Below are 10,583 nucleotides of genomic sequence, written 5' to 3' on the forward strand. Positions count from 1 at the left end.
AACCCCCTCAACCTGGAGTAAGTGCCGTAGCAACCGGAATTGCTCCGAGAATCAACGACTCGGGTGGTGTTTCGTAGAAGGAGAGCAGCGTGACCGTTTTCGTGTCGCCGATGAACAGAGAGGCCGAGGCCGACAAGTCTTCAATGGAAACGCTGCGCACACAAATGTCACCGTTTATCACCTGGTAAATCATGTCAGGGTTCGTTCACCTCGCGCGGGAGATTTTTGATAAAGCTTTCACACGTTTTTTCAATATCGCGCTTGACCGTCTGGACGATTTTCTCCGCCCAGACGTCGAGCTGCTCAGGCTCCCATTCATCGGTCTGCAGCTGATTGACATAATGACGGATGCGTTGGTCGATCTGCTTTTTAATATCCTCCAAAATAAAATCCCGGTAGTCGTCATTGAGCGGAAAACCGCACTCTTCCTCGATTCTTTCCAACACGTGGTAGGCGTCTGTTTTCAGGTAACGGTAAATTTCTTTTTGTACGCGCTCAAACAAAGGCGTGTTCTTTTGTCCGTTCGGCACATCCATGCTCTGGTTAATGGAAAATTCGCCGATTCCGGAATCGTTGCTCTTCGGATTGAGACCGATGTTGAGCGTTCCTTCCAGCCGTTCGACTTTCAGCAGGTCAAATTTGTATTCGTTTTTGATGACGGAAGGAACCTGCTTTTCCTTTAAGTCTTTGACATCCTGTTGCAGTTCCTCGATCATTTGCTTCATTTTTTCCATTTTTTTGTTTTGCGTCTGTATATAGTCATGCAACTGTTGCAAATACTGCATCATTTCGGGACCCATGTACATGACGACCATCCTTCTTCATCAAACATAAAGCCGACTAGCGCGAAGGCGCTACCAAAGGCACAAGCGGAATGAATTCCTCTGACGAAGTCTCGGGCAGCGGGCCGGCGGGGGGAGCCGGCTCGGTGAATCCGCCTGTGTTGTACATCTGCGATAACGGTTTAATCACACCTGCACTGCCAATTTGGCAGACGGACGAGTTGGTGATGCCGTCAATTCTCAAATGGTGGATCACGATGTTTTGATGAACGAAAAAATTCATGAAAAATCCCGTCCCTTTGCCGCCGGATCGCTTGTTTCCTCTACAAAGATCGGCAGCTCGTTGCTCGCTGTCTCATTGATATAGACAACGCTGCGGGGAATCTTGAACGAGAGATTCGTGCCTGAGTTGAACGATCCGCCGCCAGCAAATGTTTTGGAGTAGCTGACAGGCGAAATTTTGCGGACGTCTCCGACATTGAAGACGCCGCTTATGCTGTTTACGTTGATAACTCCAACAATGGCAGGCAGCTTCGACACATCCCCTCGGAAGAGTCCTTTTTGTATTGTATGTGTGACGGCACTGGGTGTTCATACCTGTTTTTCGCGCTTGATTCGGTGCGCACCGGGCGGAGTAGGCATACGATACATCAGCGACAGGCGGAAGAGTGTTGCGGGATGGAAAAAGGAGGGGAAGTGCGATGAACATGAAGGTCAACAACAAAAAAATCGCCGTGGGAGAAATCAAGATGGGGGGCGTGCAGCAGTCATCGCTCGTGCTGATCGGCGACGCGGAGGTCATCCGTTGTTCGTCGGTCTATGACACGGCAGACGATTCGCTCATTTTCAGCAAAGACGTTCCGATCCGCCCGACCACGCCAAGGAGACGAGGCGATTGATCGCCCCGTCTAGCTTGCGGACACGTATTTGCGCTGGTAGTGGCTAAGAGCGATGAGCGGCCAAATCCAGCGATAGCTGTGATAGGCAAAATAAGTGCCTCCGGGACGGCCGCCGCCTGTCGGATAGGAGGTGGTCCAGCCTGTCGCCTGGCTTTGCCTGGACAAATAAGCGACGCCGCGTTCGATAGCCGGGGTCGGCCGGGAATGTACGGCGATCAGGGCATCGAGCGCCCAGGCTGTTTGCGATGGCGTACTGGCGCCGAGCGGGACGTACGTTTTTTTCTCGTCGCTGTGACACGATTCGCCCCAGCCGCCGTCGGCATTTTGCTGTCGCGTTAGCCAGTCGACCGCTTTTTGGACCGCGGGGTGATCGGGTGAGACACCGACAGCCATCATTCCGGTGAGCGCCGCCCACGTCCCGTACAGATAGGCGATGCCCCACCTTCCGTACCAGGAGCCGTCTTTTTCCTGTTGGGCGAGCAGCCAGCGAATCGCCTTTTGCACAGGCGCGTCGCTTTCTTTGTACCCGGCGTAGCGGCCGAGAAACTCCAATGTTCTTCCGGTCAAATCGACGGAGGACGGATCGGTGCTGACGGTGTCTGCGCCTTCAATGGGCAGGCTGGAAATGAGCGGGGAGTCCGTATTTTTTTCAAAGGCAGGCCAGCCGCCGTCGTCGTTTTGCATGGACAACAGCCAATCCAGCCCGCGCTTCCAGGCTGCTGCCGCTGTTTTGTCCAGGCGAGACTGGCTGCGCAGAGCGCGCAGGGCCGCTGTCGTGTCGTCGATGTCCGGATTCATCGTATTGTAGTGGGAAAAGCCCCAGCCGCCGGGAGTTCCCGCCGGATTGCGAATTTTCCAGTCCCCGAATGTAAGCTGCTGTTTTTGGAGCAAGTAGCGATTAGCCCGCTGGATGGCGGGGTGACTTGCGGGCAGGCCGCTTTGCTGCAAGGCATGCGACAACAGCGCCGTGTCCCAGACGGCTGAGGTCGCCAGTTGCAGATGCGGCCCTTGTGCCGTTTCGTAGAGGGATTCGCGCAAGCCTGACATGGCTTTGACGATCAGCGGATCACGTGGAGAGTAGCCGCGGGCAAGCAAAGCAAAGATCATGAAAAAAGTCGAGGTCGAGTAGTTGTACAAAGTCCCGTCTGCCTCCACTCGCGCCAGCATAAACTGCTCCAGTCTGCGCAGGGACAGCTCGTGCAGCAGTCCGGGCAAAAACGGCAAGCGCACAACGTGCTCGTGGATGGCAGCCAAAAAGTTTTGCCCGTCCCGCATGAAGCGCTCCAGCATCCGATGGGGATAGACCCCCGGAGCAACGGAAGGATTCACATGCAAATCGGACAGATCGGGAGTATCCGCCGTCGCTTTGACGTATTTGCGGTCGGCGACAATCATCATCGGAGCGAGATGCACGCGGGCGTACCCGACAAAATCGTAAAAGCTGATCGGAGAACGGGGAGGCAAGAGCGCGATTTCTACTGGCACGAGAAAATGAGCGGGCCACTTGTACTGCCCTGCCAGCGCGGTAGCGAACTTCGTCAGCAGGTTGGCCTCGCCCAAGCCGCCCTTGCTGCGAATAAACGCGCGAGCGCGGGCCATTCGCGGCACGTTTTTTTCGTAGCGTCGCGAGAGCAGCAGCGCATAATAGCAGTCCACAGTCGTCGAAAGATTGCCCTCGGCCTCGTCCGGGTACAGCTTCCATGCGCCATTTTCCTGCTGAAGGTCGGTGATCCGCGCAGTCAGTCCGTCCATGAGCTGCTCATCATCAATCCCGAGCGTCCGCAATAGGATAATCATGTGGGCGTCTGTCGTCGGAGAGCTTTCCAGACAGAAGCGCCAGGAGCCGTCCGGCTGTTGGCTGCGCAGGACAACCGACTGAATCCGGCTGATTTCTTCGCCTACTTCGCGCAACGAATACCACCTCCATCTGGGAAAACTTGGCTGCGTCAAGCGGTTGGTGCAGCCTTGTCTGTACAAAAATGCGTTCGGCAGGCAGGAGGAATCTGTATGCGATGGTCATGGCATGTGAATCCGGCTTTATGGCCGCTCGCACGCGAGCTTGCGAAAGCAAAAGAGACGAGACAGGCGGCCAACTCCCTTACCAAAACAGAACAGGACATGATCGCCGAAATCAGGCACAAGACCTTGGCGAGCAACGCCGACAACCTGGACAGGACGAGCGCCTATCTGACTTTTTTTCGCAAGCATCCGGAAGTTCACTGGGCGTTTTTGGCGCACCTCGTCTCGCGCAACGCCGGCTGGAGCATGACCGATCTTCGCGGCGAGCTATTGCCGCGGCTGCTTCCCGTAAAAGTGCAGCATGACTACTTTTCATTTCTGGAGCGGGGCAACTGGCTGATTTTTCACGATGCGTACCCTCAATTGTTACTGTATGAGGAAAGTGTGAAGCGACAGACCAACCTTTTTCACCTGCTTGCTCGGCTGGATGTCTCCCTGTTCATGCAGGCGGTGTGGAACCATTTCTGGAAAACAGGCGACAGCAAGCTGCTTTCCATCAGCCTGATTGTGAACGAACAGCATTATTTGGAGACGCACATGATGAGCGACGAAGCCTATCGGAATACGGTGGTCGAGACGCTGCCGTTTGCTTTGCAGGAGGTACTGCGGCTCAACCTGATCCTGCTTCCGTACAGAGGGAAGGAGGACGGTGCTTTGCGGCTGGCAGGCGAACCCGTCTTTCATTTTGCTTCCCTGACCGAGCGCATCGAGCTGGGCAAAAGACTGTACAGTCTGTTGTTCGGCGACACCCCGATCAAGGAAGGAGCCATGCGGTGGGCCGGCGACAAGCCCCACACCGGCTCGCGAAAAGATTTTTGGCCCCATTTGTTTCACGACTTGCGCGAGACGACACCAGGCGAGCCGTACCGGAAAAGACTGGGGAACTGCCAGCTGCTGCCTGGCGGAAAGCGGCTGTATTCCCCGGCGCTGCGCCAAGTCTGGAAGCAAGTGCGGCACGAACTGCCAAAAGCGGTGGATTGGTACCCGGCGAAAAAAGGCGTCGTCATGCGCCAACTCGTTTTGGCTCGGAACCAGCCCGCTTTTTCCCGCGCGGAAGAAGCGTACTGCCAGGCGCTTGAAAAAATCGAGCTGGCCGTGCTGGCAAAAGGGAGGCTGCTCGGCACGTAACGAAGGGCATGATGCGCTTCTGCCCATTTTTTCAGCTTCGCTTGCCGGATGTAGTAGAATAGAAAGAGAGATTACAGATGACATGTAGGAGAAGAGCAGGCATGAAAGTCGTCATAGCAGAAAAACCGGACCAGGCGATGAAGCTGGCCAGTCCGTTTCCCCATAGAAAACAACAAGGCTTTGTCGAAGTGCACCCCAACCGGCTTTTTCCCAAGGGGGCCTTTTTTACCTGGGCGGTTGGGCACATTTGTGAGCTGGTGCCGCCAGAGGCGTATAACCCCGCGTGGAAAAAGTGGTCGCTCTCCACGCTGCCGCTCATTCCCGAGTCGTTTCAGCATCAGGTGATGAAGTCAAAAGCAAAGCAGTTTGGCATTATCAAGCAGCTCTTGAAACGCACCGACGTTACCGAAATCATCCACGCGGGCGACGCGGGGCGGGAAGGTGAACTGATCGTGCGCACCATCGTCGAGATGTGCAAAGTCCGCAAGCCGATGAAGCGGCTGTGGATTTCTTCGCTGACGGAGCGAGCCGTTACCGCAGGGTTTGCCGCTTTGCTCGACGAGACGCAGACGCGCAACCTGTACCACGAGGCGTACAGCCGCTCTTGTGCAGACTGGCTGGTCGGGATGAACGCTTCCCGTGTCTATACGCTGCTGCTGAAGCAAAAAGGGATCAACGATGTGTTTTCCGCAGGCCGGGTGCAGACGCCGACGCTCGCGCTGGTCGTCAAGCGGGAAAAGGAGATCGCTGCATTCAAACCCGAGCCGTTCTGGGAGGTCAAGGCGACGTTTGCAATCGGCAAGAAGCGCTACGAAGGCGTCTGGCACAAGGACGACGGGGAATCGCGCCTTTTCGATCCGCAGCTCGCGGAGCGAATTGCCGCTTTTTGCCGGGACAAGCCGGCAGAGGTGAGCGAGGTGGAGACGGAGCGCAAAGAATTTTTGCCGCCGTACTTGTTCAACCTTTCCTCGCTGCAGGCCACCGCGAACAAAATGTTCAAGTTCTCGCCGCAAAAGACGCTGGAAATCGCACAAAAGCTGTATGTAAAAGGGTTATTGTCGTACCCGCGCTCCGATTCGTCGTTTGTCACGCAAGAAGAGGCGAAGACGTTTCCCGACATTTTGGCGAAGCTGTCCAGGCAGCCTGAGTACCAGGCGCACTTTCCGCTGGCCAAATCGTCGATTGCCCAGGACAGGCGGTACGTGAACCAGAAAAAAGTGACCGATCACTATGCGATCATTCCCACCGAGCAGGTGCCGACCGTCTCCAGGCTGAGCGACGAGGAGCGGAAAATTTACGACCTGGTCGCGAGACGGCTGATCGCCGCGCATCAGGAGAGCGCCCTGTTCGATTACACGACCGTGACGACGCTCGTCGATGGCCGCGCCATGTTCATCAGCAAAGGCAAGGTGCAAATCCGCGCAGGCTGGCGCGAAGTATTGTTCGATGAGGAAAAAGACGACAAGGAAACGGTGCTGCCGCCGCTGACCAAAGGTGAGACGGGCAAGGTGCACAAGGTAGAAGCCAAGGAGAGCAAGACCCAGCCGCCCAAGCGCTACACGGAAGGCCAGCTGATTACGCTGATGAAAACAGCGGGCAAGCACCTCGACAACCAGGAGCTGGAAAAGGTGCTGATGAAAACGGAAGGGCTGGGCACGGAAGCGACGCGCGCCGGGATCATCAACATGCTCAAAGAGCGCAAGTACATCGAGGTGCGCAAAAACCAGGTGTTTGCGACACAAAAGGGGATGCTGCTCATAGACGTGATCGGCGACAAAATTCTCGCCTCCCCGGAAATGACGGCAAGATGGGAGCAGCGCCTCCAGGAGATCGGGCAGGGGGAGGCTTCCGCGCAAGTTTTCATGGAACAAGTGCGCAAGCTGTCGCATAAAATCGTCGCAGATGCCATCGAGCAGTCGCGCGAGTGGAAGCTGGATGGCTACGACGTCGAGGCGCTGCCGAAGTCGAAGCAGGCGACGAAGTTTTCGCTCGGCTCCAAAGTGGCGACCTGTCGGGCTTGCGGCGGGGAGCTCGTAGACAAGGGCGATTTTTACGGGTGCGCGAACTATAAAAAATTACAGTGCACCGTGACCGTATCGAAGACGATCATGGGCAAAAAGATCACGCCCGCTGCCGTGAAAAAGCTGATGGAGAAGGGCAAGACAAACCTCATCAAAGGCTTTGTCAAAGGAAAAGAGCGCTTCGACGCCTATTTGCAATGGGATGAAGCAGACAAAAAGGCGAAAATCAGCGTGCCGTCGTTGGTAGAAAAAAGTTCCTGAAATAAATCGGCAGCAAATTGAAACTTGCTAGCGCAAGTAACGTAGATACATGTAGAAAGGTGCGGCGAAACTGGGCCGTACTACCCATTGAAGGAGGAAAAACCATGTCCATTTTTAAACGCCTTCGTGACTTGACCATGTCCAACCTGTATGCCTTGATTGAAAAAGCAGAAGATCCGATCAAAATGACCGATCAATATTTGCGCGATATGCAAGACGACCTGAATGAAGCAGAAAAAGCGGTCGCTGCGCAAATCGCCCTGGAGAAAAAGTTCAAGGTGCTGTATGAAGAGCAGGAAGCGCTGGTGAAAAAGCGTGATGAGCAGGCACACGTAGCCGCGCAAGCGAAAAATATCGATCTGGCCCGCCGCGCCCTGGAAGAGAAAAAAGCGGCTGAACAAAAAATGGCCGAGTACAAGGAAGCATACGAGAAAAACAAACTGGCAGCAGACGCGCTGCGCGACAAGCTGGCGGAAATGAAGAAACAGATTACCGAGCTGAAAAACAAGCGCGAGACACTCGTTGCCCGCGTCAATGCGGCCAAAGCCCAGAAGACGATCAATCAGACAATGGCTGGCTTCGACAGCAACTCGGCGATGGCTGGCTTGAAGCGCATGGAAGAAAAAGCGCTGCAAATGGAAGCGGAGGCAGAAGCAAGCGGGGAGCTGTACAAAAAGCAAAGCTCGCTCGACGAGGAAATCGCGAAGCTTACCAAAGACCAGCAAGTGGAAGACGAACTGGCCGCGCTGATGAAAAAATACGAGGGGTAAACCGCTTAGTCGGTGCCCCTTTTTCCTTGGTCGAAAGGAATTTGTAAAATTTTACCCTATCGACATAAGTGAAACGACGGCTCTGCTGTCGCCAAAGGCTCGGCAATCGCCGAGTTTTCTAAACGAATGGAAGTGACAAACGAAAAAGCTTCGTCCCGGACGGGTGACGAGGCCGAACTTTCTCAACTTTTTTTGCTACGGGGGGATTGACGTGGAATTGCAGCAAATACTGGCGATGCTCGTCTGGACAGTTGCCGGCGGCATTCTGCTGTTTTTGTTGATGTGGATTGATACGCTTTTTACAAAATACAAGGATATTGCTGAAATCAAAAAAGGCAACGTAGCGGTCACGACGCGATTTGTGATGAAGCTGTTTGCCCAAGGGTACATTTTGTCCCAGTCCATTTCGAATGCAAACGATCTGTGGATCGCGCTTCTCGTATCGGTGCTATCATTTATTATTTTGCTCTTGTTGGAGAAGATCGCCGAGCTGTTGTTGAAAACCTTTACCGGACTTGACCTGGAGCGCGGAACCCAGCAAGGCATGGTAGGACATGCCATGGTGGCGGGCTCGCTGCACGTGGTCGGTGCCCTCATCCTGGGCGCATTGGTCTAGGAAAGGCGTAGGAAGGAGTAGGACCTGATGAGTTTGTTCAAACGCATTAAAAACTTGTTTGCCAAGCATGAGCCGCCTGCACCGGAAAAGAGCATCCTGACAGTAGGACCCGGTGACGTGGTGGAAGTTTCGCTTGTCACCTACCAGGTCACGGGCAAGGCGACCAATGCGAGCCGCAACGCGACGATGCTGACTTTGCAGGATGGAATGACCATCCGCTATTTACACATTGAAGAACGCGAAAAAACGGTGTATCAGCTGTACAGCGCCATCGACGGCCGCCTCGACTCGGTGGACGAAGTGCCGACCACGATTGAAATGGACGATGTAACATACCATCTGGAGGAGCAGTACAACGGAAGAGTCCAGGTAGTCGGAAAAACGCCGTTTCATACGTCCGGCGAGCAGTACATTTGGCAGTTCCAGTCCGACGGCCGCGAGCTGCTGCGGATCGAATGGCAGGACGGAAGATTCATGCTGTATGAGGGAGAGGCGGTATTGCCAGCAGATGTGCAGGTACTTCGCGGAACGTAAGGAGGGGTGGACATGCCGAACTTTTTGATGAAATGGATCAAGGCCCTGCTGATTTTGGCGGTCTTCCTGCTTATCGTTGCTAACTTCGACAGCCCCGCGATTGGCGACAGCTATCCACTGGAATCTGTCTCCACCAAGGATAATGGGCAAACATCGCGCATTTACCGCGCCGAAGGCAAGACTGTGCCTGAAGTGGCCAAGGAGCTTGCGGAACAGAAGCAGCCGGACGAGATTTCCAAAGAAGATGCCGAGCACATGTTTCTCATCTATCCTGACGAGCTGTACCATTTGCAGCAAGATCAGGCGAAGCCGTCCGACACGCTGATCGAGGTCGATTCGAAGGAGTACGTCCGGGAAAACTACGATTCGTCCTTTTTACAGGGCTACATTTTGGCCAGCGTCCTCGATGACCTGTTCGATGGACATAAAAAAAGCTCGACCGGTAGCTATCGCGGCTATTCGAGCAAGGACATCTACAAGCCGCAAGGGAGCTACCACGTACCGTCCGAGGCGGAGAAAAAGGCGGCGCCGCCGATCACGAAGGAAGGCACGGGCAGCATCACAAAGCGCAGTGACAGCAAAAAGAAGAGCGGCGGCACAGTCGGCCAGGACGGCAATCTGTTCAAAAAGCAGGACACGTCGTCTGGCGGAAGCACAGGCAAAATTATTCGCTCGTCCGACAGCAGCTCGTCCGTTTCCCCAAAGAAATCGTCGGTGTTTTCCAAGCCAAAAAGCAAGTCGCCGCCGCGCACGAAAGCAGGAAGCTCAGGCAGAATTACGAAACGCAGATAAGAGTAAGGTCAAGACAAACCCGCTGATAAGGCGGGTTTTTTGAGCGAAGTACCAATAGGTGTCGATTATTTTAGATTAGCATTCCTAGCCAAGCTCAGTTGCCTAGGCTAAAAAACATGGTCGACAGATACGGCGATACAAGCCAAATCAGTGAAACAGTGCCTCTCTGTTATACCCGTATGCTCCCGTTCTAATTTATCCCTATCTTTTAGACGAATGTAAAGTTCTAGAATAGAAAAAAATACAGGAAAATATTGACTAACGCAATTTTTTGGTAAAAATAGTATTTGGAGTATTAAATTAACGGAAAGAGAAGTGTTCAAAGAAGAGAGATTTTGGAAGTTACTCAAAAAATCATATATGGGAGGTAAGAGGATAGGATGAATAATAAGAAAAAAGTGGTCAGTATGATGTTAGGAGCCTTGCTAGTTTGTTCCTCATTTACTTCACAAGCTTTTGCTGCAGACACCAAAAAGGTTACAGATAAGTTTGAAGAGAGTTATACAGTGAAAACTTTTGAGAATTTTACAAAGAGTGGTTATGAGCAACATGATACAATTTTAACATATTTTAATGATGGCAGTTTCACTCATGTAGACGAGGTAACCATATATAATGAGGCGGATGAGATAATTGATTCTTACGTGATTGAAGAATCTTCAAAGCCAAAGATAAAAGGCAAGAAGCCACTAGCGTTGCATTAATATAACCAGAACAAACATAATATTCAGTATTTTTATGTTGAATATGGAAGACACAAA

At 53.3% G+C, this 10,583-nt stretch carries 13 protein-coding genes; 8 read left to right on the forward strand and 5 right to left on the reverse strand.

Annotated features, from left to right (window positions below; all coding sequences use genetic code 11):
* Positions 1-7: 7 nt before the first annotated feature.
* From EDM57_RS18330 to EDM57_RS18345, 4 genes are read right to left on the reverse strand one after another with little or no spacing between them, the layout of a single operon-like run.
* On the reverse strand, positions 8-193 hold the full coding sequence (locus tag EDM57_RS18330; RefSeq protein WP_122906137.1) for a spore gernimation protein: 186 nt from the start codon (positions 191-193) through the stop codon (positions 8-10).
* 1 nt (position 194) lies between these two features.
* A complete protein-coding gene (gene gerPC / locus EDM57_RS18335) occupies positions 195-806 on the reverse strand; it encodes a spore germination protein GerPC (RefSeq protein ID WP_122906138.1) in 612 nt (203 codons plus the stop codon).
* A gap of 34 nt (positions 807-840) precedes the next feature.
* Complete coding sequence (locus tag EDM57_RS18340) at positions 841-1,065, reverse strand: spore germination protein GerPB (protein ID WP_122906139.1); 225 nt, start codon at positions 1,063-1,065, stop codon at positions 841-843.
* Positions 1,062-1,322 (reverse strand): spore germination protein, encoded by a 261-nt coding sequence (locus EDM57_RS18345; protein WP_122906140.1) that lies wholly within the window; start codon positions 1,320-1,322, stop codon positions 1,062-1,064. The genes EDM57_RS18340 and EDM57_RS18345 overlap by 4 nt, the downstream gene beginning before the upstream one ends.
* Before the next feature lie 161 nt (positions 1,323-1,483).
* On the opposite strand from EDM57_RS18345, the gene EDM57_RS18350 reads away from it, so the two are divergent.
* Positions 1,484-1,681 (forward strand): hypothetical protein, encoded by a 198-nt coding sequence (locus EDM57_RS18350; RefSeq protein ID WP_122906141.1) that lies wholly within the window; start codon positions 1,484-1,486, stop codon positions 1,679-1,681.
* 9 nt (positions 1,682-1,690) lie between these two features.
* Here EDM57_RS18350 and shc read toward each other — a convergent pair whose 3' ends face one another.
* Positions 1,691-3,592 carry a squalene--hopene cyclase gene (shc, locus tag EDM57_RS18355; RefSeq protein WP_122906142.1) on the reverse strand — a complete coding sequence of 634 codons (1,902 nt, stop codon included), beginning with the start codon at positions 3,590-3,592 and terminating at the stop codon, positions 1,691-1,693.
* Positions 3,593-3,688: 96 nt separating this feature from the next.
* Between shc and EDM57_RS18360 the strand changes: the two genes are divergently transcribed.
* The 7 genes from EDM57_RS18360 to EDM57_RS18390 all read left to right on the forward strand — a co-directional run bounded on the left by EDM57_RS18360 (position 3,689) and on the right by EDM57_RS18390 (position 10,526).
* Positions 3,689-4,828 carry a DUF2515 family protein gene (locus EDM57_RS18360; RefSeq protein ID WP_122906143.1) on the forward strand — a complete coding sequence of 380 codons (1,140 nt, stop codon included), beginning with the start codon at positions 3,689-3,691 and terminating at the stop codon, positions 4,826-4,828.
* A gap of 101 nt (positions 4,829-4,929) precedes the next feature.
* Positions 4,930-7,110, forward strand: a complete 2,181-nt coding sequence (locus EDM57_RS18365; protein ID WP_122906144.1) for a DNA topoisomerase III — start codon at positions 4,930-4,932, stop codon at positions 7,108-7,110.
* A gap of 104 nt (positions 7,111-7,214) precedes the next feature.
* Positions 7,215-7,880 carry a PspA/IM30 family protein gene (locus EDM57_RS18370; protein ID WP_122906145.1) on the forward strand — a complete coding sequence of 222 codons (666 nt, stop codon included), beginning with the start codon at positions 7,215-7,217 and terminating at the stop codon, positions 7,878-7,880.
* 211 nt (positions 7,881-8,091) lie between these two features.
* The gene (locus EDM57_RS18375; RefSeq protein ID WP_122906146.1) at positions 8,092-8,496 is read left to right on the forward strand and encodes a DUF350 domain-containing protein; all 405 of its coding nucleotides are present in this window, start codon (positions 8,092-8,094) and stop codon (positions 8,494-8,496) included.
* Positions 8,497-8,523: 27 nt separating this feature from the next.
* Complete coding sequence (locus EDM57_RS18380; RefSeq protein ID WP_122906147.1) at positions 8,524-9,030, forward strand: DUF4178 domain-containing protein; 507 nt, start codon at positions 8,524-8,526, stop codon at positions 9,028-9,030.
* A gap of 12 nt (positions 9,031-9,042) precedes the next feature.
* Positions 9,043-9,822, forward strand: coding sequence for a DUF4247 domain-containing protein (locus EDM57_RS18385; RefSeq protein WP_122906148.1), 780 nt, complete (start codon positions 9,043-9,045; stop codon positions 9,820-9,822).
* A gap of 380 nt (positions 9,823-10,202) precedes the next feature.
* A complete protein-coding gene (locus EDM57_RS18390; RefSeq protein WP_122906149.1) occupies positions 10,203-10,526 on the forward strand; it encodes a hypothetical protein in 324 nt (107 codons plus the stop codon).
* Positions 10,527-10,583 lie beyond the last annotated feature (57 nt).

The organism is Brevibacillus gelatini (genome assembly GCF_003710935.1).
GTDB lineage: Bacteria > Bacillota > Bacilli > Brevibacillales > Brevibacillaceae > Brevibacillus > Brevibacillus gelatini.

Coding starts and splice junctions, on each gene's coding strand:
- EDM57_RS18330 (WP_122906137.1), bottom strand. CDS start 193: ATGATTTACCAGGTGATAAACGGTGACATTTGTGTGCGCAGCGTTTCC.
- gerPC (WP_122906138.1), bottom strand. CDS start 806: ATGTACATGGGTCCCGAAATGATGCAGTATTTGCAACAGTTGCATGAC.
- EDM57_RS18340 (WP_122906139.1), bottom strand. CDS start 1,065: ATGAATTTTTTCGTTCATCAAAACATCGTGATCCACCATTTGAGAATT.
- EDM57_RS18350 (WP_122906141.1), top strand. CDS start 1,484: ATGAACATGAAGGTCAACAACAAAAAAATCGCCGTGGGAGAAATCAAG.
- EDM57_RS18360 (WP_122906143.1), top strand. CDS start 3,689: ATGCGATGGTCATGGCATGTGAATCCGGCTTTATGGCCGCTCGCACGC.
- EDM57_RS18365 (WP_122906144.1), top strand. CDS start 4,930: ATGAAAGTCGTCATAGCAGAAAAACCGGACCAGGCGATGAAGCTGGCC.
- EDM57_RS18370 (WP_122906145.1), top strand. CDS start 7,215: ATGTCCATTTTTAAACGCCTTCGTGACTTGACCATGTCCAACCTGTAT.
- EDM57_RS18380 (WP_122906147.1), top strand. CDS start 8,524: ATGAGTTTGTTCAAACGCATTAAAAACTTGTTTGCCAAGCATGAGCCG.
- EDM57_RS18385 (WP_122906148.1), top strand. CDS start 9,043: ATGCCGAACTTTTTGATGAAATGGATCAAGGCCCTGCTGATTTTGGCG.
- EDM57_RS18390 (WP_122906149.1), top strand. CDS start 10,203: ATGAATAATAAGAAAAAAGTGGTCAGTATGATGTTAGGAGCCTTGCTA.